This window comes from Ferruginibacter sp. HRS2-29 (assembly GCF_024343615.1).
Lineage (GTDB): Bacteria > Bacteroidota > Bacteroidia > Chitinophagales > Chitinophagaceae > Ferruginibacter.
In genome coordinates, this window is sequence record NZ_RJUB01000158.1 from 32,297 (window position 1) to 58,159 (window position 25,863).

Here is a 25,863-nt window from a genome sequence, read left to right on the forward strand (position 1 = left end):
CAGGTAAATAAAAAATCCCCGCAAATGCGGGGATGAGGGTGATTTAAATATAAGATAAGTTATTTGGCGCCGATAGCATCGATCTCTGCCTGGAATACATTCTGGCCGTTAGGTCCAATGTATTTGGCATCGCCAAAACCAAGCATAGGAAAGAAGATAAAACCCAGCAAAAACAGGCCAATACCGAAACCTGTATCTTTTCCGAAAGATTTCGCAAGAGCGATATAACTTACGATAGCAATGTAAATATTGGCAAACGGAATGAAGATCAGCCACCAGTTTTTCGTACCTGATATCTTGCACATTACATAGAAATTATAAATCGGCACAATTGCAGCCCAGCCTGGCTCACCGGCTTTTTCGAATGTCTTCCAGATACTGGCAATGATAAACACGATCAACGCCAGGTAAATTACCAAAATGATTCCCATAAAAAGTAGTTTTAGTTTTGAATGATGTGTCAAATAAACATATTTCTTAATTAATATGCAAGCTAAGAAAGGTTGTTTTTTGAAATATTAAAATCACATATTTGGCACGAGTGGAGTTGTTTTTGGTTATCAGGATAACTGCTGATGGGATCGGAGAAATTCTGTCAGGGTAAAAAAAGGCCCTCCTGAAATCAGGAAGGCCTTTTTTTAAATTCTAAATTTTTAATTCTTAATTGTCTAGTAGCCCATTCCACCCATATCCGGTGCGCCATGGCTATGTGGTGCTTCTTCCTTTGGTTTGTCGGCGATCACACATTCGGTGGTCAGCAACATACCCGCGATGCTCGCTGCATTTTCCAATGCTACACGGCTCACTTTGGTAGGATCGATTACCCCTGCTTTGAACAGGTTTTCGTATACTTCAGTCCTTGCATTGAAACCGAAATCTCCTTTACCTTCCTTGATCTTCTGGATAACGATAGATCCATCGATACCGGCATTTGAAGTAAGGGTGCGAACCGGTTCTTCCAGTGCACGGCGAACGATTGCCATACCGGTTTGTTCGTCAGCGATCTGGCCTTTTACTTTTGGCTCAAGCACTGCGATAGCACGGATGTACGCAACACCACCACCTGGTACGATACCTTCTTCAACAGCAGCACGTGTTGCATGCAATGCATCATCTACCCTGTCTTTCTTTTCTTTCATTTCCACTTCGGTAGCAGCACCTACATAAAGAACCGCAACACCACCAGCCAGTTTAGCCAGGCGTTCCTGCAGTTTTTCTTTATCGTAATCGGAAGTCGTATTTTCTACCTGGGATTTGATCTGGTTTACACGTGCAGTGATGTCTTTCTTCTGTCCTTTACCACCAACAACAGTTGTGTTGTCTTTGTCGATAGTTACAGAAGCTGCCTGTCCGAGGTAGGTCAGGTCTACGTTTTCAAGATTGTAACCTTGTTCTTCGCTTACCACGATACCTGCAGTCAGGATCGCGATATCTGTCAGCATTTCTTTCCTGCGATCGCCGAAGCCCGGTGCTTTTACTGCCGCTACCTTGATGGTACCACGCAGTTTATTTACCACCAATGTTGCCAGTGCTTCACCTTCCAGGTCTTCTGAAATGATCAGCAAAGGACGGCCGGTTTTAGCTACCGCTTCCAGGATGTGCAGGATATCTTTCATTGCAGATATCTTCTTATCATAAATAAGAATGTATGGGTTCTGCAATTCAACGCTCATTTTTTCGCTGTTGGTAACGAAGTACGGGCTGATATAACCACGATCGAACTGCATACCTTCTACTATATCAACAGTGGTATCGGTCCCTTTTGCTTCTTCTACAGTGATAACGCCTTCTTTACCTACTTTAGCAAACGCTTCAGCGATCAGTTTACCGATCGTTTCATCGTTGTTGGCAGAGATAGTAGCTACCTGCTGTATTTTTTTGCTGTCGTTGCCAACAGTCTGGCTTTGTTCTTTCAGGTTGGCCACGATCAGGCTTACCGCCTTGTCGATACCACGTTTCAGGTCCATCGGGTTTGCACCGGCTGCTACCATTTTCAGGCCCTCGCTGATGATCGCCTGAGCAAGAACGGTTGCTGTGGTGGTACCATCACCAGCGATATCCGCTGTTTTGGAAGCCACTTCTTTCACCATCTGTGCACCCATGTTTTCGATCGCATCTTCCAGTTCGATCTCTTTTGCAACAGTAACACCATCTTTAGTTACCTGCGGTGCGCCGAATTTCTTTTCGATTACCACGTTACGGCCTTTAGGGCCAAGAGTTACTTTTACCGCGTTGGCTAATGTGTCAACGCCCTTTTTCATTTTATTTCTCGCTTCGATATCGAAGTAGATCATTTTTGACATTAGTAAAAATTTTAATTGTTGTGATTGATTTTTATTGGAGAGTTTTTCTCCGGATGATGCTGAATGCCAGATGCCGGATATACTTGCTACCTGAAATACCTTCCATCCTCACGGACTACCGGTATCCGGCAACCAGCATCTGAGCTATCGCTTTAGACGATAGCCAGTATATCGCTTTCCCTCATGATGAGATAGTCTACCCCATCCACGTTCAGTTCGGTTCCTGCATATTTGCCATATAAAACTTTATCGCCTGCTTTTACAGTGGTTGGTTCTTCTGGTTTGCCCGGGCCTACCGCTACCACTTCTCCACGCTGAGGTTTTTCTTTTGCTGTATCCGGAATGATGATCCCACCCGCAGATTTCTGTTCAGCCGCAGCTGGTTTAATAATTACCCTGTCATGTAAAGGAGTAATTCCAGTTGACTTTTTAGCCATAATTCTATGTTTTGATTAGTTTTAAAATGTAAAAGCCCCTTCGGGCAAGCGAAAGTAGCTAAAAATTGTACCAAAGACGTTTAAATAAAAACTTGTCATATTACTACCCTTTTTGTCAGGGCTTTAAAAGACAATTTTTCATTTAACCCATATTTATACGAAGAAACTATGGGAACAAGTTTTTAAAACCTTAATTTTGCCCTCTCAAATAAAGTTCTTTAGATGATAAGCAGAAGAAATATACGGGTTAAAGTGATGCAGACGCTTTATAGCATCGATAGTGTAAGCGGAGATACCAAACCGGGAGAACCTGTAGCCATCCTCACCAAAAAGATCGAACAAAGCCGCCAGTTATTCTCTTACCTGGTCTATTTTATTACCGAAGTGGCCCGCTACGCGGAAACCGACGCCATTAAAAAAGCCAGCAAACACCTTCCTACCGCCGAAGACCTGGCTATCAATACCCGCCTTGCCGGCAACGAAATATTGTGGAAGATCCTGGATGACACTACGTTCAAATCAACCATAGCGGAATTGAAACTGCAACACATCATTGATACTAACCTACTTAAAAAGATCTACCAGGAACTGGTAATTACCCCCGAATACCAGGAGTATGTGGAACTGGAAGCAAGGGACAAAAAAACTGAGAAGAAGATACTCGAACTGATATTCAACCAGCTGATGCTGCCGAACGAAAACTTCATCAGCCATGTGGAAGAACATTTCATCAACTGGGATGATGATGCGGAAATGATGCAGGCATTGGTACTGAATTACCTGGGCAAACCGGGGGTTCAAAGTTTTCACGACATCCTGAGCAAGGAAAAATGGGATTTTGCCAGAAGCCTGCTGACAACTGTTCTGGATAAATCGGAGCAAACACTCGAGCTCATCAAGCCGAAGCTGAATAACTGGGATGCCGATCGTATCGCCGCACTGGATCTTATCCTTTTGCAGATGGGCGTTTGCGAATTCCTTTATTTTGAAACCATCCCTACAAAAGTTACGATCAACGAATATATCGACCTGGCGAAAGCCTACAGTACGCCTCAAAGCGGACAGTTTGTAAATGGCCTGCTGGATAATATCCATAAAGAACTGACGGCCGAAAACAAGATTGAAAAACGCAGTTTCAAAAACAGCACTTTATAATTAAAAATATCATTACCATGTTGAAGGGTTTATTGATCGCCGGATCTTTTGCAGCATTGTTCAGCAGTTGCGATGTACGCAGAAAAGACGTACAAGCCACGATATCAAAAGAAGACAGTATAGCCAAAGCTCAGGCCATGGCCATTCCTACCACCGTACAGCTGATCGACAGTGCGTATAATTTTGGAAAAGTGACCGAAGGTGAAGTGGTAGAATTCAGCTATCGCTTTAAGAATACGGGCAACAAACCATTGATCGTTTCGTCGGCAACCGCCAGCTGCGGGTGCACCGTTCCGGAAAAACCTGAACAACCGATACTCCCTGGCGAAACCGGCTTTATCAAAGTGAAATTCAACAGCGACCATAGGGTTGGTAATGCACATAAGACCATCACAGTCATTTCCAACGCATCGCCTGCTTTTCCGGAATTGCAGCTGACGGGAGAAGTGCTGGCAAAGCCCAAGGACTAGATAATGGATAACACTTTTCAACCTTGAACTTTGAACCTTGAACTTTGAACCTTGAACCTTGAACCTTGAACCTTGAACCTTGAACCTTGAACTTTGAACCTTGAACTTTTAAATCAAAATAAGCGATATGCATTTACCTAGTATTTTTTTGCAAGCCGGTGCCGGCACGAGCGCCTGGACAACCCCGGTTATGCTCGGTGGTATGATCCTGGTTTTCTATTTTTTCATGATCCGCCCGCAGGCTAAAAAGGCGAAACAACAGAAACAATTCATCAACGACCTGCAGAAAGGCGATAAGATCGTAACGATCGCGGGTATCCATGGCAAGATCAATAAAACCAACGACGATGGTACCATCGAAATGGAAACAAGCCCTGGCAGTTATATCAAAATTGAAAGAAGTGCTATCAGCATGGAGTGGACAGCGAATGTTAACAAGGTTCCTGCTTCAAAATAATTTGAGATTTATACGAATGTATGATGTATGATGTAAGACGTATGATGTAAAGAACGTTCTGATTATCATACATCATACATTTTACATCATACATTTTTTATGTTGCGAATTGGAATAACCGGCGGTATCGGCAGCGGCAAAACAACCGTAGCAAAGATCTTCGAAGTGCTTGGTACGCCCGTTTATTATGCCGATGATGCCGCTAAAAATCTTCTGAATGAAAACGAGCCATTGAAACGGCTCATCATTCAGCATTTTGGCGAAACCACTTATAACAACGGGCAGCTCAACCGTGCCGTTCTCTCCTCCCTGGTTTTTAACGACCCTGAAAAATTAGCCTTACTCAATTCCCTCGTACATCCCGTTACCATTGCCGATGCGGATAAATGGATGCGTGCGCAAACCGCTCCCTACACACTCAAAGAAGCTGCGCTTATATTTGAAACCGATGCCTGGAAACACCTTGATTATGTGATCGGCGTAAAATCCCCGCCGGAGCTGCGTTTAAAACGTACCATGCTTCGCGATGACAGCACTGCAGAAGCTGTTCAAAAACGCATGGACAAACAGATGAACGAGGAAGAAAAAATGGGGCGCTGTAATTTCATTATTGAAAATGACGACCATACCCTGCTCATTCCGCAGGTGGTATCTCTACACGAAAAATTATTGCTATTGGCATCAGAGCCTGCTTCAAATCCTTTCAGGATTTGATAAGTGAATGGTGAATAGTGAAACCTTCGAAGATCATTACTTTCTTAAACTTATATCATCAGAATGTACTGGTGATATTAAAGACGTTGATTCAATTTATAAACTTCGAAGGTTTCACTATTCACTATTGACTATTCACTAAGTAAGAACTTCCAAAGCTTTTTTTATCTTGCCAAATCCTGCATCTATTTTTTCAATACTATTCGCAAATGATATCCTTATACAATTCGGTTCACCAAATGCTCTGCCCGTAACGGTTGAAACATGTGCGGTGTTCAGTAAATACATACACAGGTCATCCGCATTTTCAATCAATTCACCGGCGGGTGTTTTTTTACCAAAATAAGCATGCACATCCGGGAAAACGTAGAATGCCCCGGGAGGTTCGTTGCAGACAACCCCGGGCATTTCTGCCAGTAATTCCATCACCCTCGCCCTGCGCTGTTTGAATTGCGCCACCATTTCATCGGTAGGCTTAAGGTCTCCGGTAAGTGCTGCTATTGCTGCACGCTGCGTGATAGCGGTAGCGCCACTGGTCATCTGCCCCTGTATCTTTTCGCTTGCTTTTGCCACCGCAACAGGTGCTGCTACATAACCAAGCCTCCAGCCGGTCATGGCAAAACCTTTGCTCAATCCATTGATGAGGATGACCCTGTCTTTTACGGATTCAAACTGGGCGATGCTTTCATGTTTGCCCTGGAAATTGATATGCTCATATATTTCATCACTCATGATGAAAACATCGGGATGTTTTTCAAAAACTTTCACCAATCCTGCCAGTTCATCCCTGGTATACAATGCACCGGTAGGGTTGCAGGGTGAAGAAAACATGAAAAGCCTTGTCTTGTCGGTGATGGCTGCTTCAAGTTCTTCTGGTGTTATCTTGTACCCATTGTCGATACTGGTCTTTACCAGCTTCACTACCCCACCCGCCAGGCGTACTATCTCGCTATAGGTAACCCAGTAAGGAGTCGGGATCACTACTTCATCTCCCTGGTCTACGATGCTCAATACGGTATTGGCGATGCTTTGTTTTGCACCGGTGCTCACTACGATCTGCTCCGGCGTGTAGGCTAGGCCGTTATCCCGCATCAATTTGGTACAAACAGCTTCCCTGAGGTCGAGATAACCGGCTACCGGTGTGTAATGACTGTAATTGGCATCTATCGCCCGCTTCGCTGCTTCTTTAATATGATCCGGGGTGTCAAAATCTGGTTCTCCCAGGCTGAGGTCAGTAACATCAATCCCTTGTGCTCTAAGTTCGCGGCCAAGTTTGGCCATTTTTAAAGTTTCCGGCTCATTGAATTTTGTAAGAAGAGAAGAAAGCTGCATGGTGTGGTGGGAAGTTTTTTTAAGTGAGAAAATTTGTTCGGTGTCAATTGTCAATAGTCAATAGTCAAATCTTTGAATTCTTCTTTATTATCAATCTGTACAAAATCACAGTTAAAACTTCTGATAATATAAACTTTGAATTAAGAAAATGAACTTCATACTTTGACTATTGACTATTCACTATTGACTATCTGCGAATTTAAGTCAATTCCTCTATTTATCATAAGTGAAAATGAAAGAACTCAGATCCGGCAGAAAATTTTTCTTTCTTTTCGCCTCACGGTTATAAAGTGCCTTGCCAAGATTTTTCAGGAAAGGATACCCTACCGTATTGTAATCATATTTATCATCGTTGAGCACCCCATCGCTGTTGCAATAGATCGCTGCAGATACCATGAACTCTATCTTTTGCTCCGTATCGATGATATAGGCAACATCTACCAGCTGCCCATATGCAGCGCCGGATTTATCGAACACCCGGATACTTTTCGGCAACGGATTTTTATCATTGCCATACATCAGCGCTTTGGCGTACCCATCGCTGAAACTGCTGTCGTAGTAGGGATACACGGATTCGCGGGGGAACTGCGACATATATTTTAATACAAACATCCTGTCTGCATCGGTGATATTGAAACGCTGCTCCGCTTTTACGCTCTGCGGAAACACCAGCGACTGCAGGATCGTGTGAAGGTCATTGAGGGCAATCCTGTTTTTGCCCGCAAACACCATTGGCTTTTCAATCAGTTTTCCGTTGCTGTAATACGCGTTACCGATCCTTTCGTCGCGGGCAGCATATTTCTTTTTATTGAACAACATCGGCTGATCATACACTTTGCGGTAGCTGCTGTCGTAAAATGCCACCGGATTGGTATGCCTGTTTTCATCGTCCGATAAGAACACATCCAGCCTGTGCAGTATCTGGGCATCGCCATATCCTTTTTTATGCAACGCATCATTGATGTATTCCTGCCCGGTAAATTCGTACAAACGGTTAAAAGCATCGTTGTCGCTTACCAGAAATATTTTCCTGATGTATTGCGCAATCGCGGGGCTGCCGCTTCTTGTATTGGGATCATTGTACACAGCAGTTTGCCCGCTGTAAGCGGCTTCCATCACCATCGGGAGGTTGCGGATATCGATTCCTGTTCGGTTTTGTATGGCTGCCGATTTTTCCAATGCCAGCAACGCTACCGGAAACTTTACGGTAGAAGCCGGGTAAAAATAACGGGCATTGCCCTTGTTGAAATAATGATGGGTAAGCGTGGGCAGTCCGTTGCGGTCGCGGTCTATTTGTGTATAAATAATCTGAACATTCCATTCCTTCCTGTTAGTCAATATATTGTCGAATGCCCCGGGATATTCCCTGAATAGTTCTTCAAAAAAGGCATCTTCGCCGCTAACTGTTTGTTCCTGAACGGGATTTTGAATGACGGGCGCCACTGTCACAGGTGGCGCTTGCTGTACCTTTCTGGGCACTGTACATTGTGCCAGTATTGTTATTGCCAGAATTACAGCTACCGGGAACCTACGTTTTACCATGGTTTTAATTTATGTGCAAAATGACTAAAATTCTTAAATACGACAGCATCCAACTTCAATTGGTTTTTCCCCTATCTTTGCACACATTTAAAAAATTTTAACAAGTAGAACACAAAAGTCATTAACATGAAACTGAAAGGTTTAGTTTGGTTTTTTACCATTGCCTTAACGCTGATATCACTGTGGGAACTTTCCTACACCTGGGTAGTACGCAGTTATGAGGGAAAAATCAGAGAAAAGGCAACGAGCCTTGTAAAGAAGACCGCTCCTGCGAACATTTCCATTGAAGACAGAAATGCCCTGATCGAAGCGAAAACGCAACATATCCTGGATTCTACAAAAGATGAAAAGATATTCCCGATCGTGGGAACCACTTACCAGAAATGTAAGGAGAACGAGCTGAGCCTCGGTTTGGATCTTCAGGGTGGTGTAAGCGTAACGATGGACGTAAGCCTTCAGGACCTGCTGAAATCTCTCAGCAACAATCCGAAAGATTCTGCTTTGATCAAAGCACTTGCGACTGCCAATGCTCAAAGGTCAACCAGCGATGACAACTTCATCAACCTGTTTACCAAAGCCTACATCCAGCAGAATGGTGCAGACAAATTGTCGGGCCTTTTCTCCGGCCCTAAAACTGAATTGAAATTCGGTGATAAGGATGCGGCGGTGATCAGCAAACTGCAGACCATCGGTAAAGGTGCGATCAAACAAACCTACCAGATCCTCACAAAACGTATCGATAAATTCGGGGTAGCTCAGCCAACGATCAACCTTGATGAAAATAAAGGTATCATCAACGTTGAATTGGCAGGAATCAAAAACCCTGAAAGGATCAAGGACTATCTCCAGTCCTCTGCCAACCTGCAGTTCTGGGAAGTGTACAATATCGATGAACTGGGTACACAGCTTCAGGCTGCTGATAAGAACCTGCAGAATTACCTGAACGGTATCAATGCAGCCGATACTATCAAGGATACTTCAAAAGACAAACTGAACGTTCAGCCGTTGATCAGGTTGATGAACCCGATCATGCCACAGCAGGATAAGAACGGTAACCGTTTCTATGCAGCTGCTATCGGCCAGGTATTGTCACAGGATACCAGCCTGTTCAACTCATATATCAACAACCCGATCGTGAAAAGCGCATTGCCGGCCAATGTAAAATTCCTTTACGGTCCGGAAGAAAAAGTGGATAAAGGCGCACGTCTTTTCCCTTTATATGCTATCAGGACGATCCCGGGATCTGACAAAGCTCCTCTGGAAGGTGATGGTGTACAGAACGCCAGCCAGGCTTATGATCAGACAGGCAAACCGTCTATCAGCATGCAGATGAACCCTATCGGTTCCAAAACATGGGCCAGGCTGACAGAAAAGAACGTTAACAAACCGATCGCTATCGCTTTGGATGATGTTGTATACAGCGCTCCAAACGTAAACGGCCCGATCACCGGAGGTAACTCGGAGATCTCAGGTAACTTCACTGTTGAACAGGCGCAGGATCTTTCCGACGTACTGAAAACAGGTAAACTGGATGCTCCGGCCAAGATCGTTGCTTACCAGGAAGTAGGCCCTACCCTCGGTGAAGAATCAGTAGCAGGCGGTATCAAATCATTCTTTATCGCTTTCGCGGTGATATTCATCCTGATGCTGGTGTACTACAACACCGGTGGCTGGGTAGCCAACATCGCCTTGATCCTGAACCTTCTTTTCACCATCGGTGTATTGATCGCGTTTAAAGCAACTCTTACAGCTGCCGGTATCGCGGGCCTTGTACTTACGATCGGTCTTGCGGTAGATACCAACGTAATCATTTTTGAAAGGATAAAAGATGAGCTTACCAAAGGAAAATCCTATGCGCAGGCGGTAAACGACGGTTACAGCCGTTCATTGCCACCGGTACTGGATGCTCACATCACCCAGTTACTTACAGCGCTTATCCTGTTCTACTTTGGTCTTGGACCGGTACTTGGCTTCGCCACTACACAGATCATCGGTATCCTGTTGTCTTTGTTCTGCGGTATCCTTGTTTCAAGGCTGATCACAGAAGTGTGGACGAACAAAAACCGTCACTTCAACTATTTCACTAATTTCTCCAGGAAGATCTTCAAACACGCGAATTACAAATTCGTGGAGTTCAGGAAATATGCTTACATACTTTCTGTAGTGATCCTTATTCTTGGTGTTGCTTCTTTCTTCAACGGTTTCCACCAGGGTGTGGAATTCAAAGGAGGACGTAGCTATACAGTAGAATTCAAACGTGCCATCACCGACCACGAGATCACTGAGATCAGGGATGGTTACCAGGCTGCCAATTCTCTGAACGATAACGTAGTGATCAAAACCATCGGCGACAACAGGCATCTGAACATCACCACTTCTTACCTGATCGACCAGGGAGATGCGGATTCTGCGGTTCAGGTAAAACTGTTTGAAGGCTTGAAGAAAGTATTGCCGGCAGACCTTACCTACCCTTCTTTCGCTAAAAACAATATCGTAAGCAGGCAAACAGTATTGCCAAGCATTTCCGACGATCTGAAACGTGGTGCGGTAAAAGCAACCTTGTTCGCATTGCTGGCTATCTTCCTGTATATCTTCATCCGCTTTAAAGACTGGAGGTATTCAATGGGTACGATCGTTACCTTACTGCATGACGTATTGGTAACATTGATCGTGTTCTCTTTCTTCAAGAACATCGTTCCGTTCCCGCTGGAGATCGATCAGCACTTCATCGCTGCGATACTGACGGTGATCGGGTTCTCGATGAACGATACCGTGATCGTATTCGACAGGGTTCGTGAATACAGCCGCGACATGAAAGGCGCGAGCAAGACGACTATCATCAACAGCGCTATCAACCATACATTGAGCCGTACTATCATGACATCCGTAACGGTGTTCCTGGTATTGCTGATCCTCTTCATCTTCGGTGGTGAAGTAACACGTGGTTTCGCATTCGCGATGTTGATCGGTGTGGTTACAGGTTCTTACTCTTCTATCTTCGTAGGTGCACCTGTACTGCTTGAGTTTGCTAAAGACAAGCCACTGGGAGCCGCTAAGGAAGTGGTGAATGTGAAGAAGGAAAAAGCACCAGCCTTATAATTACGAATTAAAAATTACGAATTACGAATTTAATAGAGTCGTTGATTCAAAAATAATAAGAAGCCCTCCAAAGTTTGGAGGGCTTCTTATTTTACTTACCCAATGGGATGCCCCAGTAGCGCCCTGCAAAAAGTTACCTACATAAAAAAACTTCCTTCCGGAAGCTCATTCGTAATTGTTGATTCGTAATTTAAACCGCAAAGCTGGTCCCGCACCCGCAGGTACTGCTAGCGTTCGGATTATTAAAAGTAAAACCCCTGCTGTTCAATCCACCTTCCCAGTTCACTTCCATGCCCATCAGGTAGATGCCGTGCGATTTATCAATGATAGCTTTGATCCCTTCTATTTGAAACACTTCATCTTTTTCATTTGGTGCATCAAAATCCAGCACATAGGTCATGCCGCTGCAACCGCCGCCTTTTACTCCAACGCGTAACAATTTCGCTGTGTCAAATCCGGGCTCTGCCATCAGGCGCTTTACTTCCGCGATAGCGGAGGGAGTAAAACTAACCGGTGCTTTTGTGATCGTATCCATATCAAATGCTTTTGGCAAAGTTACGCCATATCTCAAAAACCACGTTTTATCCAATTTTCGAAAACAGGAATTTGTTGAGCCTAGTTTAGCTATTTTTGCAACCTAAATAAGGTACATGTATTTTTTAAAGATCGACATTGAAATTACCGTTTTAATCGGATTGGTATTCCTGTTCATATTTGCGCTGATATGGCTGATCACCGAATTTTCCCGTATGCGGGATGAACTCAAGGAACGGGCCGGCATCAGCAACGAAAGCCTCAAACTCAGGCTGCAGGCTTACGAAAGGCTTACTTTGTTTGCAGAAAGAGCTGGTCTGAAGAACCTGGTTTCCCGAACCAGCTACAGCGGCATCGGCGCAGGTACATTACACGCCGAGCTGGTGGATACACTGAAAGCGGAATTCGATTACAACCTCAGCCAACAGATCTACGTGAGTCCCGAAATATGGAACGCCCTCACCAAATTAAAAGACCAGAACATCTATATCATCAACCAGCTTGCCGCTACCCTGCCACATGAAGCCACCGGGCTCGACCTGGCCAAAAGAATACTGGAGTACAGCCTTACCGAACAAGCTGAATTGAACAAGATCGTACTGGATGCCTTACAGTTCGAAGCAAAGCAGGCATTTTAGTGAATAGTCAATGGTGAAAACTTGTAAGTGTTTGCTGAGAATACAAATTCATTAAGATTGTATTAGGGTCGTCGGTAATGCGTTGTCTGTTCCCGGTGGCCGGTAGTCTGTCGTCTGTCGTCCGTTTTAATCGTGTAATAAAAAATTGCTCTCATGCCAGAAAAAATAACTACCGATTCAGGTATAGAAATAAAAGAACTATACACTGCTGCCGATGTTGGCTCCCCGGACAATTCCCTGCCGGGAGAATTTCCCTTCACACGTGGGGTGCAGCCTTCCATGTACCGGGGCAAACTCTGGACCATGCGGCAATACGCGGGTTTCTCCACCGCCGAAGAAAGCAATAAAAGATACCATTACCTGCTGGGCCAGGGCGTAAGCGGATTGAGCGTTGCGTTCGATCTCCCTACGCAGATCGGTTACGACAGCGACCATGACCTTTCCGAAGGGGAAGTAGGAAAAGTAGGCGTTGCCATCGACAGCATCGAAGACATGGAACTTCTTTTTGCAGGAATAAAACTGGAAGATGTATCCACTTCCATGACCATCAACGCCACCGGTTTTATTTTACTGGCCTTATACACCGCTCTTGCAAAAAAACAGGGTGCCGATCTGAAGAAAATTTCCGGCACCATCCAGAATGATATCCTGAAGGAATATGCCGCACGTGGCACTTACATTTATCCGCCCAGGCAAAGCATGCGCATCATCACCGATATCTTTGAATGGTGCAGCACCGACCTGCCAAAATGGAATACCATTTCCATTTCCGGCTATCATATCCGCGAAGCGGGCAGCACGGCCGTACAGGAAGTGGCCTTCACGCTCAGCAACGGTAAAGCATATGTGAAAGCTGCACTGGAAAAGGGGCTCGACATCAATGTGTTTGGCAAAAGGCTTTCATTTTTTTTCAATGCACACAACAATCTTTTTGAAGAAGTAGCCAAATTCAGGGCGGCAAGAAAAATGTGGGCCGTGATCATGAAAGACCTGGGCGCTACCGACGAAAAGGCCATGATGCTCCGCTTTCACACACAAACGGGTGGAAGTACCCTTACCGCACAGCAACCGCTCAATAATATCTGCCGTGTAACCATACAAACCCTTGCCGCCGTGCTCGGCGGTACACAATCTCTGCATACTAACGGTTACGATGAAGCGCTTAGCCTGCCTACCGAAGAAGCGGCTAAGATCGCGTTGCGTACGCAACAGATAGTAGCTTACGAAAGCGGCGTACCCGAAACGGCAGATCCTTTTGCGGGAAGTTATTTTGTGGAAGCACTTACCAGCGAAGTGGAAAAAGCCGCCTGGCAACTGATAGAAAAAATAGACGTCATGGGCGGAAGCGTGATGGCCATTGAAGAAGGCTTCATGCAAGATGAGATAGCGGCGAGTGCCTATAAATATCAACGTGATATCGAAACCGGGGAAAAGATAAGCGTGGGCGTCAATAAGTTCCAGACCGCGGAAACCAACACTACACCGGTTTTCAAAATAGACGACAGCATCCGCCAGCTGCAATCGGATAAGATAAGATCCCTCAAAGAACGCAGGAATAATGTCAAAGCCGCCGAATGCCTGGAAAAACTGGCCGCTGCCGCAAAAGGAACGCAGAATCTGATGCCGGTAGTGATAGAAGCGGTGGAAAATTACTGCACCTTGGGAGAAGTATCTGATGCCCTCAGAAAGGTATTTGGCGAATACAAATAACAGTTTGTTAAAAATGTTTGACTTTTATTACCTGATTATTAAACAATCCTCCTTTATTTTCTCTTAAGTCCTATCTTAGTGCCATCAAGCATCCCTAACAAGCACTTAATACATTTTAATGTTAAAGGCACTTATACCCTCCAATGAAGCACAGCGCCAATTGAACCTGCTGAGCTACGGCATTCTCGACACTTCAGAAGAAGAAGATTACAATATCATGGTGGAACTTGCAGCAAACATCTGCAATTGCCCCATTTCGATGGTTACGTTTATAGATGGCGACCGCCAATGGTTCAAAGCTTCCAAAAATGTTGACAGGAAAGAAAGTCCACGCGAAACTTCCTTTTGCGGGCACGCTATCTTGATGGATGATATTATGGTGATCCATGATGCGGTTAAAGACGAACGTTTTGCAGATAACCCGGATGTTACCGGCGGACTCAAGATCGGGTTTTATGCCGGCGCCCCCATCATCAGTGCCGAAGGATATCATCTTGGTACGGTATGCGTGATCGATAACGACCCAAAAACATTCTTCAGCGATAACCAGAAAAAGTCGCTGAAAGCCTTATCCACACAGGTTACACGCCTGCTGGAACTGCGGCTGAAAAGTAATATCATTATGGATCAGGCAGAGCAATTGCTGCAGAAAGAAAAAAGTATCGCCCGTACCAATATGGTCAATCGCGAAAAGGAAAACGATTACATCGCATGGCAATTGCACGAAAACATTGCACAGATACTGGCCGCTGCCAAAATGAACGTAGAGACCATGGGCATTACCGGGACCTACAATCCGTCGATGATAAGTGACCTGCGCAATTATCTCGTGATGATGATGGATCATGTGAAGACCCTGTCCTACTCCATCACACCCACCACGTTAAAATCGGCGGATTATACAGAATTCATCTTCGAAATGATCGATGCATTCGGGCGCAAGAACGATATGGAGATCAGCCTGCTGAAAGAAAACAGTTCGCTGAAGCTCAATGCCACATTAGGGCTCACCATTTACCGCATCATACAGTATCAACTGGATTATGCAAAGATGGCCGGCGCCAAAAAAGTGGAATTTGAACTTAATACCAATGCCGAGAATTTTCTTGTTTTTAAACATGATGGCAATGGCCACGCAGAGCTTCCTGAAGAAGCGGCCATCTTACTCAACAACATCAGTACCCGTGCGGAGATCATCAACGCGGCATATGCGCATTACCCGGAAAAAAATCTCGTGGAGATATCGTTGATGGAAGGAGATTAGCGTTAAGAGATTAGGGTTTAGAGTAAAACCTCACTAAACTCTGATCTCCAATCCCTAAACTCAATGAGCGAAGTCCACTTCAAAATTCCCCTTTATCCTTTCCATGGATGGATTGAAATATCCGAATTTCAGATCAGGAAATTCTTCGCGTATCAGTTCCATGAATTGTTTTACGCCCATGCACTCGCCTGTTTCGGTAACACCTATCTTTCCCAGGTACCAATCCGGATCGATATTGAAATTGCGCCATTGTATCATGCACAGATCCGTTTCCCTTATCAGTTTACGCAGTGCTTCATACTCTTCAATGCTGTCAGTCATGCCCGGGAATACGAAATAATTGATGCTTGTCCACCCACCATAACTACGCACGATCTTCAGGCTTTCGATCAGGTCGTTGAATACATAATTGTTGGGGCGGTAATAAGGCAGGTAAACACTTTCGCGGGCCGAGTTCATACTCACCCGCATGCTGTTCAACCCCGCTTCGCACAATACTTTGACCGCATCGGGCTTGCTGCCGTTGGTGTTGATATTGATGCTTCCTTTATTGGTATGTTTTCTTATTTCTTTGATGGAATCGCGGATGGTTTCCCACATCAGCAGGGGTTCGCCTTCGCACCCCTGTCCGTAGCTGATCAGCGGAAAAGGTGCTGTCTCAAGGTGCGGCACCGTAAACTCTACGATCTCTTCGGCCGTAGGCTTGAAAGTAAGCCTGTCCTGTGTGCTGATGATCGATTCTTCCTGCGGCTGAAAGCTGATACAGCCGATGCAATTCGCGTTACAAGCCGGCGATACCGGTACCGGGCACTCCCAGCGGCCTAAAGCCAGGTTACGGGCTGCCGGGCAGGTATAGGTCATGCAGCAGTTTTCCATAAGGTGTTTTACCAGGCGGTTGTGCGGGTAGGCTTCCAGCAGATTATTGGTTCCTTCTTCTATCGCCCCGTCATTGTACCCGGCGCTTTCCTGGCGGATATCCTGCTCGATCCTTACCGCAGGCACATAGATCTTATCGTTCTGCCAGCCGGCGGCTGTGTAACAAAACAAGGGTAATGTAGGTGCATCCGGCATGGTTTCGTATGCCGCAATGTACAACCCTGTATGCGCAGGCGGAATGAAGGCGGCCACGGCCCAGCCTTTATCGCAGATACGCATTTCTCCAGTCTCAACGTCCAGCCCGATGCCATGGCGCCCCGGAAGCTCGTAGAGTTGTCCGCCTTCCGGCAATAAGATCCATTCGTCGGTAGGTATGGGAAGTGCGTCCCAGCCGCTGCGGCCGGTAACGTAAAGACTGGTATCCTCGAAAATATTGCCATCCCCGTCGCTGTACAGCAGGAAAGGGCTTTCTGTTAACGCTGTCATAAGTCGGCAAAGGTAAGACAGGATTGCCACGAATTGCATGAATGATACGAATTCTTTCGGGGCTGCTTTTGAGAAGACTACCCGCGGTTGACTACCACGGGTTGACTACCCTGGGTTGACTACCGGGAGTTGACTACCGGGAGTTGACCACCGCGGGTTGACTACCGGGAGTTGACTACCGGGAGTAGACTACCCTGGGTTGACTACCGGGAGTAGACTACCGCGGGTTGACTACCGGGAGTAGACTACCCTCGGTTGACTACCGCGGGTTGACTACCGCGGGTTGACTACCGGGAGTAGACTACCCTGGGTTGACTACCGCGGGTTGACTACCCTGCTTTTTTCGTACCATTGCATCCTGATCCCCTATAAATCACTTGCCGGGAAGACGGGAAGAAAATAATTCACGGTTTTCTTCCCGTCTTCACGGCAACATGCCTGCATGCTACGCCTGTTTACTTACCTCGTTACCCGCCATATCACTCACCGTTACAGTGATCACATTGTCTGCGGCAACCTGATCGCTTTCGGTAACCAGGTATTTCCAGTCGAGGCCATTTCCTGCCGGAGATGCCTCTCCTTCTTCAATCCATTGCCCGGCGCTGTTTTCGATTTTCACTTTCACATTCATTACCCTGAAATCGTCTGTAGCACGCACAATGATATGACTGAAAGGCTTATTATTGTAATTACCGGCATGGATAAACCCGATCACCGGCACAGTCATAAAATCTTTGATTGCACGGTTGAAGGCCGTCTGACGCGGCTTAAGTGATTGCTGGTACAAGGATTTCATCGCCGGGTCGTCCATCTTTCTTTTGGCATAACGCACCGCCTCTTTGAAATTCAGCCGTGTCTGCTTTTGCTCTTCCGTTGCCGGAACTGCAGATCTTGATGGCGCCGAAGCCACATAGGTCATGCCTGCCCATTGCTTGAAGACAAGTTGTAATATCCTGCCCGAAAGCCCTTTGGTCACAATATTCTGAAACGTTTTCATACACCAGGATTTAAGAATGAATGAAGAAGGTACTCACTGGCCATGATGAAGGATGTGCAGCAGATTACACACACACCGGCGTTAAATCTGTTTAACAAAAACGGTGAATCAGCGGACGAGCAGCGGACGAGGTGCGGAGGAAGAGCGGAGGAACTATTATCACTTGACTGACTGTCAGCCTCAGCTTGTCGAAGGCGGAGTTACAACGGATTTGAGGTTGGCACCGTCGATCCTGGGATCAGGCGACGGCACAAAGGAAAGGGAAAACAACATTGTCGAGATCCGGTTATTTCTTAATATTTATCTATTAACTCCAAAAATGAATCGGTCGGTGGAATCCAATTTTAAATTGAGATTCTTTAATTTTTCAGAGCAACCGGGATCATCGGATGAAATGATGATCCTGTTTTTTTGATTCCTGTTATTGTATGAATTATTTTGATTGTAATCTGTTACTTCTACAATAATACACTCTGTGGAATCGCAAGCTTTTGCAGCTATCTCGCCCAATATATTCGGTGCATATTCGGTATAAGCTGTTGACGTAGACATCCAGACAGATTTATCTCTTTGATTTTAGCATTAGCATTATTGTTAATAATTATAGAATCACAAATTGCATTGATCTGACCGGCATTTTTTTAAAATAATTGTCGAAGAGTATCATCAATGCTGGCCCGAGGAATAACTGTTAAATCTGTTTTATCATGATTCTTATTGGGAGGAGATGTACAAGACATTACCAGGAAACTTGAAAAAATAATAATTGCTGCTTTCATTAGAATGATGTCGTACCTGTTTTTACGCACAACTTAGGAAATTTCTGATATTTCCCTTGATCTGATTTGCCGATTTTTTCTTTGCTGCAGGCTTCGATAAACCCAGGTTGCCAATATACATTCAATAATCTTTTCTCTGGCACACGGCGGCCGTGATGGAGGCTTTCCGGGTTCGATGTCTTTTCAACCGCTGAGAACAGGAGGACGCAGAGTTTACGCAGAGGTATATGTTCTTATCTCTGCGTAAACTCTTTTAACTCTTGTTCTCTGCGGTGAAAAAAAACTTCCAGCACCGCAGAGTCCCGGAGCAAGGAGAAATTTCGCAAAGAAAATTTCGCAAACGATTCATCAACCCGTCACCCGCAACCCTCTTTTGTCCCAAATAGCCTTTTCATTGGCTCCTCCACACCCCAATCGCCAGGCCTGCTTTCCCTAGCTTTACCAAACAAAATTTACACTCATGGCACTACTGAATCCTTACGTAAGCTTCGATGGCAATTGCAAAGAAGCGATGAATTTTTACAAAGACGCCCTGGGCGGCGACCTCGTGATCAACCTCGTGAACAGCATGCCCGAAATGGCGGCACAAATGCCCGACAACCTCAAAGACCATGTTCTGCATTCGGTCCTTACCAACGGCGGACTGGTACTGATGGGCACCGATATGTGCCGCGATGACCGCATAGAAGGCACTACTGTACACCTCAATGTGAATTGCGAAAACGATGAGGAAGTGGACGATATCTTCAACAAATTATCTGCCGGGGGCAAAGTGGTGGAATCGCCGAAGGACATGCCCTGGGGCGGAAGGTTTGCGGCTTTTGATGATAAGTTCGGGAAACATTGGATGCTGAATTTTCAGAAGCGGTAAGATCAATGGATAATGGATAATTAATAGTGGATAGGGTTCATTATCCGAAATTACTTTAGTGATTTGAAAGTTTAAAGGGATTGATGCGAAGAGATTGCCCGCGGTGCTTGAAATGACAGCCCCATTGGTAAAGATAATTCCTGCCTACAACCCTCTGTGGTTCAGAAAGTCGCTTTCATCAAAATGCGCCTGAACGCATAAAACACAGGGCTGCCGGTGAAATGCCTTTCGAGCAGCAATTTATAATCCGCGATGAACTGCTGCTGTATTTCACCATGCAGGCGTTCTTTGTAAGGGATCAATGCAGTGCCCGATACCCAGGTAAACAATGCCTCCGGATCGGGTAATACCAGGGGGTACACTTTTTCGAAAACGTTGATGCTGGTACCGCCGTTCTCAAAAAGGATGCGGGCATACTGTTCGATATCCAGCACCGGGGATTTCCTTATCCAGCCGCTGAGGGCGCTCCTGTAAGGCTCCTGCGCAGCCAGCTCGTTCAGCAATTTATTGGAAAGATTGTGCTGCTGTGCCGGCATCTGGATCAGTAGCTGCCCGTTGGGATGCAATTGGCGGATGATCTCCGGCAAGAGATCTTCGTGGCCATCCACCCATTGTATGGCGGCATTGGAAAAAATGATATCCCAATGTTCTCCCCGTTCCGTTATATCCTGTATGTTTTGCTGCTCAAACTTTACAGAATCGCCGGCAAAGGCCGTGGCATCTTCCAGCATCTCGGCGGAAGAGTCGATACCAAGCGCCGTTGAGCCGGGCAATGCATCCGCCAGTTTGCGGGTGAGTTCGCCGGTACCGCACCCGAGGTCCAGTACTTTCTGATCGGGCTTGATATCGAGCAGTGACAGGAGATCGTAGAAGGGAAGAAAACGCTCTTCTTTGAATTGGTTGTAAGTGGAGGGATTCCAGGACATAGCTTTTTATTATTCAAACCCCGGAGGTTTTGAAAACCTCCGGGGTTTCTTACCTATTGACTATTAACTATTGACTTATTCGCCCATTGCCTCATTACCCCGTTAAATTCCTGGGTATTGATGGCGGCCGCTACTTCTTTATCGAGATTAAACTGCATCAGTTTATTGTCTTTCAGATCGATGGTGAGGATGTCGTCTTTGAGCAATACCTGTGTCACATTTTCCCACGGAAATATGCGTGCAGGAAAAGATGGATAGCGGATATTTTCCGCGGTGAAAATGATGAATAATTTTCCGCTGCTGTAGATGCCCATCAGGCCGAAAAAAAGCATCAGGATCGTAAGCAGGAATTTGCCCATCACCGCCCATAATACAGCACTCATCATAAACACGATGCCATGGCTGACATACTTCAGGAATGGAACATATTTTTTTCCATACATAGCCACCAGCGCCAGCAAATTGATGATGGCACCGATCGTACATAATCTTACATTGCGCTGTATCTGCCCGGCATAGGCGAGGTAGCCAAACACGAGTATGTTCATGATCAGCAACAACGTGGTGAACATATGCTGAGTGCTGCTTTTAGTATTGGGTATTTCTATCGAATATTTATCCATTCTTTACAGGGTTACTTGCTACCAATAGATTACAAAGCCTGTACAATACCCTGGCACCAACGTTCTCGTCCCACTCATTGTGGCTCACCCCTACTTCGTTGAGGTCGAAACCCACCAGTTTACGGCCGGAGGCCAGCATTTTCTTGAAAAGATAAAATACCTGTTCTGTTTCGAAACCGCCCTGTACCGGTGTGCCGGTATGCGGACAAAGCTTTGGATCCAGGCCGTCGATATCAAAGCTGATATATACGTTTTGCGGCAACTGATCCACGATGGAATCCACGATGCTTTTCCAGGTATTTCCTTCGTAAAGGCTTTCTTTGATGTCTTTGTCGAAATAAGCCACAACCCTGCCGTTGCTGTTGTTGATGTAATCCAGTTCTTCATCGCAATAATCGCGGATGCCCACCTGCACCAGCTTCTTCACCTGCGGGATCTGCTCCATGCTGTTGTACATGATGGAAGCGTGGGAGTAATTGAACCCTTCGTATGCCTTGCGGAGATCGCAATGTGCATCTATCTGTAATATCCCGAAATCTTCGTATTTGTCGGCGATGGCACGGAAGAATCCAAACGGTGTGCTGTGGTCGCCGCCGAGCAATGCTACCAGCTTGCCCGAATCGAGGAGCTGTTTTGTCTGATCATACACCCAGTCATTGAGGAACATGCTGCCCGCGTTGATCTCTTTGAGGCTTTTGCACATGAATTTATTTTCTCCTACGATCTCGCCCTGCGAAATGTAATTGATGTATAATTCTGCTTCCTTTCGGAGATAATCGCTTTTGATGAGGATCTTCTTATTGGGCTCACGCATGAAATAACCCTGTTTCCAGCCGTCCTGCACTTCAGGATCGAAAAGGTCTACCTGCAGGCTGGCGGTGAAAATATGATCCGGGGCACGCGCCGTTCCGGCCCGGTAGCTCACGGTTACTTCCCATGGAATGGGCAATATGACGAGGCGTGATTCTTCTTCGCTGAACGGGAGGCCGAAAATATTGTTGTTAGGGTTTCCTACTGAGTTAGGATCAAAGGTTGACAGATCAGACATGATGTACTTGGTTGAAATTTTTTGCAAAGATAGTTCTTGTTAATTCTTTTACCATATATGAAAAAACTGATTTCAAAATCTTAACTATTCCTGTTTTGGGTTACCTTTGCGGCGTAAAAGGTTGATTGCACGAATTAAGCGAATTACACGAATTATAACTTTCAAAAGCAACTTTTATTGTTAAATGAAAGATTTGATATGTAATTGTTGCGATCTGTAAAAATTCCAACTCATTTTACAACATACCGATAGAAAGAATTCGTGTAATTCGCCTAATTCGTGTAATAAAAAATTCTTTAGCATGAAAAAAACACACATTGCATTGCTTGTTGGTATCGCCGCGCTGATCGTTGGGATGCTCGCTTTTTCCGCCGATTTCTCCACTTATGATACTGTCAATTCTGCCAGGAACAAACCCGGCAAATTCGTTCACCTGATCGCAAAGCTGGATAAGAGCAAACCGGTGGAATACGACCCCATCAACAACCCGAATTACCTTTCTTTTTATGCGGTAGACAGCCTCGGCGGCCAAACCAAAGTGGTATACCACAACAGCAAACCGGCCGACCTTGAAAAGAGCGAACGCATCGTGATGACCGGCAAGATGAATGCCGATCATTTTGAATGTAAAAATATCCTGCTGAAATGCCCCAGCAAGTACAAGGATGATAAGGAACAACTGCAAAAGACCGTGGTTGACCAGACGACCAGTAATTAATTTTTTGCCACTCTAACTGTGTTATAATGAAATTTGAAGGAGAACATTTATTGCCAGGCCAGCTTGGCCATTTTTTTATCATACTTTCTTTTGTCGCCTCCTTACTAGCTACCATCGCTTATTTTACGGCTTCAGTTCAAAAAGACGCTTTACTGAAAAACAGCTGGCTCAAATTCGCCCGCAAGGCCTTCCTGGTACAGGTTGGCGGGGCCTTCATCATTTTCGCTATCATTTTTTACCTCTGTTCCAATCACCTGTACGAGTACATGTATGCGTACAAACATGCTTCCAAGGAACTGGAATATAAATACCTGCTTGCCTGTATCTGGGAAGGACAGGAAGGTAGTTTCCTGCTGTGGATCATCTGGCACAGCGTACTGGGCACCATCTTCATCCTACGCCGCAAAAGCCCGTCGATAGAGGGTTGGGAAGCGCCGGTGATGACGGTGATCAGTTTTGCACAATTCTTTCTGCTGATGATGATACTGGGCATTTACATCTTTGATGTACGAATCGGCAACAGCCCTTTTACGCTTACACGAAATGAGATCAATGCCCCTATTTTCGGGCAGCCAAATTACCTCACCTTCATCAAAGACGGGATGGGGCTGAATATCCTGCTCCGCAATTACTGGATGGTGATCCATCCGCCAATATTGTTCCTGGGTTTTGCTTCTACCATCATTCCATTTGCATACGCCTACGCAGGCCTGCAGACCAAACGTTTTGGCGACTGGGTAAAACCTGTGCTGCCGTGGGCTTTGTTCAGCGCAGCGATACTGGGTGTAGGCATTATGATGGGAGGAAAATGGGCGTACGAATCGCTGAGCTTCGGTGGTTATTGGGCCTGGGACCCGGTGGAAAATGCTTCGCTGGTGCCATGGCTGATATTGGTGGCAGGATTGCACACCATGGTAGTATATAAAGCAACAGGGCATTCGCTGAGGGCGAGTTACTTGTTTTCGTTTCTCACGCTCGGCTTTGTGCTCTACTCTACTTTTCTTACCCGTACAGGAATACTGGGTGATACTTCGGTGCATTCATTTACCGATGCAGGAAATTCGATCAACAACATGATCAAGACTTTCCTGGCCATTTTCTTCATCGGGCCGCTCATTTATTTTTACAGGAATTACAGCAGGATACCCGCGATACATAAAGAAGAAAATACCAATTCCAGGGAATTCTGGATGTTCATCGGTTCGCTGGTTTTCTTCCTGACGGCTTTGTTCATCATTGCTGTTACATCCATCCCGGTATATAATAAATTGCCGCTGATCGGCAGATGGATCGCTAAATTCCATGGCGGGCCATTGGCAATGCCGGAGAACAGCGAATTCTTTTATAACAAGATCATCGTGATGGTAGCCATCATCATCGGGCTGCTTTCGGGTTTTGCTCAATACCTCAAATACAAGGATACCCAAAAGGCTTATTTCCGGAAAGGCATCGTATTGCCCACGGTGATCAGTGCAGCATTGGCGGCTTTGTTATTCGTTGTTTATCCGTTTACTTACCGCAAAGAAGGCCTGGGTTTCCTCATTACTATCTACACAGCTGCATTTGCCACCATTTATTCGTTGATCACCAATACGATGTATATATGGTCGGTATTGAAAGGAAAAGTGATGAATGCCGGCGGATCGATCGCCCATGCCGGTTTTGCACTGATGATACTCGGTATGATCATTTCCTCGAGCAACAAGGAAGTGATCAGCAACAGCAGGGTGAACGGCCTCACCATCCCTGTGGGCAAGGATCCTATGACCAAACAGGATGATAATCCGCAGGACAACCTTACCCTCATCCGCCAGTTGCCTACGCGTATGGGCGACTACGAAGTGACTTACCAAAAGGATTCTTCGGGGCATGAGAAAGGCCGTAAATTCTTCCAGTTATTGTTTCAGAAGAAAAATGCCGCTACGGGCAAGACATCTGAATCCTTTCATATTTCTCCGGATGTGTACGTGATGAAGGACAATAATATGAGCAGCAATCCTGATACGAAATCGTATCTCTCCAAAGATATTTTCACCTACGTTTCGTATGCGCTGAACGATGCGAATAATATGGATACGGCGCAATTCAAGGAAACCGAAATTGCCGAAGGCGATACCGCTTTTTACAGTAATGGCATCCTGGTACTCAATGGCGTGACGAGGAACCCCAACAACGAGAAATACCATTACTCCCCTTCCGACCTGGCGCTGATGGCGGATATTACCGTGATAGCAAAAGACGGGGCGAAATACAAAGCTACCCCGCTCATAGAAGTAAAGGGCATGGAAGCGACCAATTACGACGATACATTGTATGCGCAAAACCTGTTTGTGCGTTTCGCCGGTGTTTCCGAAGGCAAAAAGATCAAGATCGGCATCAAGGAATCCGACAGGCTGATAGATTTTGTAACGGTAAAATCGTTCGTATTCCCTTACATCAACCTGGTATGGCTTGGGCTGATCATCATGGCATTGGGCCTGATATTCAGCATGATAAAGAGGGCGAATTTTAACAATAAACAAGCGGCAGTGATCCTTGTGCTGGCGGCAGTGGGATTGTTTTATATGTTCCTCCTTGCGAATTAAGAATTAAGAATTAAAGCGAAGAGATCAATCACTGATTTCAGAAGGATAAAGGGGATTACACAGATTATTTTTTACTTCGTAAAAAACGAAAATGCAGTTTGTAAGATGTTGTATAACATTACAAACTGCATTTTCGTTTTGCGCCAGCAAAACAATCTGCGCAATCACCTTTATCCCTTTGAAATCTGTGATCCCCATCCGCTTCAATCCGATTCTTACTTCTTAATTTTTAATTCTTAATTCATTTTATGGTTACTTTAAGCATCTTACTGTATTAACGTTCGATCAATTTGCATTAA

General features: G+C 45.4%; 22 protein-coding genes. 11 read left to right on the forward strand and 11 right to left on the reverse strand.

What is annotated here, in order from left to right; genetic code table 11:
* Nucleotides 1-59: 59 nt before the first annotated feature.
* The 3 genes from EGI32_RS18940 to groES all read right to left on the reverse strand — a co-directional run bounded on the left by EGI32_RS18940 (nucleotide 60) and on the right by groES (nucleotide 2,740).
* Nucleotides 60-431, reverse strand: coding sequence for a DUF5684 domain-containing protein (locus tag EGI32_RS18940; protein ID WP_255157199.1), 372 nt, complete (start codon nucleotides 429-431; stop codon nucleotides 60-62).
* Nucleotides 432-668: 237 nt separating this feature from the next.
* The gene (groL, locus tag EGI32_RS18945) at nucleotides 669-2,303 is read right to left on the reverse strand and encodes a chaperonin GroEL (protein ID WP_255157201.1); all 1,635 of its coding nucleotides are present in this window, start codon (nucleotides 2,301-2,303) and stop codon (nucleotides 669-671) included.
* A 152-nt stretch (nucleotides 2,304-2,455) separates the two neighbouring features.
* Nucleotides 2,456-2,740 carry a co-chaperone GroES gene (gene groES, locus EGI32_RS18950; RefSeq protein ID WP_255157203.1) on the reverse strand — a complete coding sequence of 95 codons (285 nt, stop codon included), beginning with the start codon at nucleotides 2,738-2,740 and terminating at the stop codon, nucleotides 2,456-2,458.
* 222 nt (nucleotides 2,741-2,962) lie between these two features.
* Between groES and nusB the strand changes: the two genes are divergently transcribed.
* The 4 genes from nusB (at nucleotide 2,963) to coaE (ending at nucleotide 5,536) form a co-directional block, all read left to right on the forward strand.
* A complete protein-coding gene (gene nusB / locus EGI32_RS18955) occupies nucleotides 2,963-3,895 on the forward strand; it encodes a transcription antitermination factor NusB (RefSeq protein WP_255157205.1) in 933 nt (310 codons plus the stop codon).
* 17 nt (nucleotides 3,896-3,912) lie between these two features.
* Nucleotides 3,913-4,365 carry a DUF1573 domain-containing protein gene (locus tag EGI32_RS18960; RefSeq protein WP_255157207.1) on the forward strand — a complete coding sequence of 151 codons (453 nt, stop codon included), beginning with the start codon at nucleotides 3,913-3,915 and terminating at the stop codon, nucleotides 4,363-4,365.
* A 127-nt stretch (nucleotides 4,366-4,492) separates the two neighbouring features.
* Complete coding sequence (yajC, locus tag EGI32_RS18965) at nucleotides 4,493-4,822, forward strand: preprotein translocase subunit YajC (RefSeq protein ID WP_255157209.1); 330 nt, start codon at nucleotides 4,493-4,495, stop codon at nucleotides 4,820-4,822.
* Between the two features lie 99 nt (nucleotides 4,823-4,921).
* A complete protein-coding gene (gene coaE, locus EGI32_RS18970; protein WP_255157211.1) occupies nucleotides 4,922-5,536 on the forward strand; it encodes a dephospho-CoA kinase in 615 nt (204 codons plus the stop codon).
* 138 nt (nucleotides 5,537-5,674) lie between these two features.
* Here the strand turns inward: coaE and EGI32_RS18975 are convergent, their stop codons facing one another.
* Nucleotides 5,675-6,868: a pyridoxal phosphate-dependent aminotransferase gene (locus tag EGI32_RS18975; protein WP_255157213.1), complete on the reverse strand. Its 1,194-nt coding sequence runs from the start codon at nucleotides 6,866-6,868 to the stop codon at nucleotides 5,675-5,677.
* A gap of 213 nt (nucleotides 6,869-7,081) precedes the next feature.
* On the reverse strand, nucleotides 7,082-8,410 hold the full coding sequence (locus EGI32_RS18980) for a serine hydrolase (protein WP_255157215.1): 1,329 nt from the start codon (nucleotides 8,408-8,410) through the stop codon (nucleotides 7,082-7,084).
* 126 nt (nucleotides 8,411-8,536) lie between these two features.
* Between EGI32_RS18980 and secDF the strand changes: the two genes are divergently transcribed.
* On the forward strand, nucleotides 8,537-11,509 hold the full coding sequence (gene secDF, locus EGI32_RS18985) for a protein translocase subunit SecDF (RefSeq protein ID WP_255157217.1): 2,973 nt from the start codon (nucleotides 8,537-8,539) through the stop codon (nucleotides 11,507-11,509).
* A gap of 190 nt (nucleotides 11,510-11,699) precedes the next feature.
* Here the strand turns inward: secDF and EGI32_RS18990 are convergent, their stop codons facing one another.
* Nucleotides 11,700-12,080: an iron-sulfur cluster assembly accessory protein gene (locus EGI32_RS18990; protein WP_255157219.1), complete on the reverse strand. Its 381-nt coding sequence runs from the start codon at nucleotides 12,078-12,080 to the stop codon at nucleotides 11,700-11,702.
* Nucleotides 12,081-12,159: 79 nt separating this feature from the next.
* Between EGI32_RS18990 and EGI32_RS18995 the strand changes: the two genes are divergently transcribed.
* The 3 genes from EGI32_RS18995 (at nucleotide 12,160) to EGI32_RS19005 (ending at nucleotide 15,655) form a co-directional block, all read left to right on the forward strand.
* Nucleotides 12,160-12,681, forward strand: a complete 522-nt coding sequence (locus tag EGI32_RS18995) for a hypothetical protein (RefSeq protein ID WP_255157221.1) — start codon at nucleotides 12,160-12,162, stop codon at nucleotides 12,679-12,681.
* Nucleotides 12,682-12,834: 153 nt separating this feature from the next.
* On the forward strand, nucleotides 12,835-14,391 hold the full coding sequence (locus EGI32_RS19000; protein WP_255157222.1) for a methylmalonyl-CoA mutase: 1,557 nt from the start codon (nucleotides 12,835-12,837) through the stop codon (nucleotides 14,389-14,391).
* A gap of 118 nt (nucleotides 14,392-14,509) precedes the next feature.
* Nucleotides 14,510-15,655, forward strand: coding sequence for a GAF domain-containing sensor histidine kinase (locus tag EGI32_RS19005; RefSeq protein ID WP_255157223.1), 1,146 nt, complete (start codon nucleotides 14,510-14,512; stop codon nucleotides 15,653-15,655).
* A 60-nt stretch (nucleotides 15,656-15,715) separates the two neighbouring features.
* Here EGI32_RS19005 and EGI32_RS19010 read toward each other — a convergent pair whose 3' ends face one another.
* Together EGI32_RS19010 and EGI32_RS19015 are read right to left on the reverse strand one after the other, a co-directional pair.
* Nucleotides 15,716-17,017, reverse strand: coding sequence for a radical SAM protein (locus tag EGI32_RS19010; RefSeq protein ID WP_255157224.1), 1,302 nt, complete (start codon nucleotides 17,015-17,017; stop codon nucleotides 15,716-15,718).
* Between the two features lie 445 nt (nucleotides 17,018-17,462).
* Nucleotides 17,463-18,014: a hypothetical protein gene (locus EGI32_RS19015; protein WP_255157225.1), complete on the reverse strand. Its 552-nt coding sequence runs from the start codon at nucleotides 18,012-18,014 to the stop codon at nucleotides 17,463-17,465.
* A 1,239-nt stretch (nucleotides 18,015-19,253) separates the two neighbouring features.
* On the opposite strand from EGI32_RS19015, the gene EGI32_RS19020 reads away from it, so the two are divergent.
* Nucleotides 19,254-19,664, forward strand: coding sequence for a VOC family protein (locus EGI32_RS19020; protein WP_255157226.1), 411 nt, complete (start codon nucleotides 19,254-19,256; stop codon nucleotides 19,662-19,664).
* A gap of 161 nt (nucleotides 19,665-19,825) precedes the next feature.
* Here EGI32_RS19020 and EGI32_RS19025 read toward each other — a convergent pair whose 3' ends face one another.
* Genes EGI32_RS19025 through EGI32_RS19035 form a run of 3 tightly spaced genes read right to left on the reverse strand, consistent with a single transcriptional unit; the run spans nucleotide 19,826 to nucleotide 22,261 of the window.
* Nucleotides 19,826-20,590, reverse strand: coding sequence for a methyltransferase domain-containing protein (locus EGI32_RS19025; RefSeq protein ID WP_255157227.1), 765 nt, complete (start codon nucleotides 20,588-20,590; stop codon nucleotides 19,826-19,828).
* A gap of 53 nt (nucleotides 20,591-20,643) precedes the next feature.
* A complete protein-coding gene (locus tag EGI32_RS19030) occupies nucleotides 20,644-21,213 on the reverse strand; it encodes a hypothetical protein (protein WP_255157228.1) in 570 nt (189 codons plus the stop codon).
* Nucleotides 21,206-22,261, reverse strand: a complete 1,056-nt coding sequence (locus tag EGI32_RS19035; protein WP_303626676.1) for an agmatinase family protein — start codon at nucleotides 22,259-22,261, stop codon at nucleotides 21,206-21,208. The genes EGI32_RS19030 and EGI32_RS19035 overlap by 8 nt, the downstream gene beginning before the upstream one ends.
* A 301-nt stretch (nucleotides 22,262-22,562) precedes the next feature.
* Between EGI32_RS19035 and EGI32_RS19040 the strand changes: the two genes are divergently transcribed.
* Nucleotides 22,563-22,979: a cytochrome c maturation protein CcmE gene (locus tag EGI32_RS19040; RefSeq protein ID WP_255157229.1), complete on the forward strand. Its 417-nt coding sequence runs from the start codon at nucleotides 22,563-22,565 to the stop codon at nucleotides 22,977-22,979.
* A 26-nt stretch (nucleotides 22,980-23,005) separates the two neighbouring features.
* Nucleotides 23,006-25,564 (forward strand): cytochrome c biogenesis protein CcsA, encoded by a 2,559-nt coding sequence (gene ccsA, locus EGI32_RS19045; protein ID WP_255157230.1) that lies wholly within the window; start codon nucleotides 23,006-23,008, stop codon nucleotides 25,562-25,564.
* Nucleotides 25,565-25,863 lie beyond the last annotated feature (299 nt).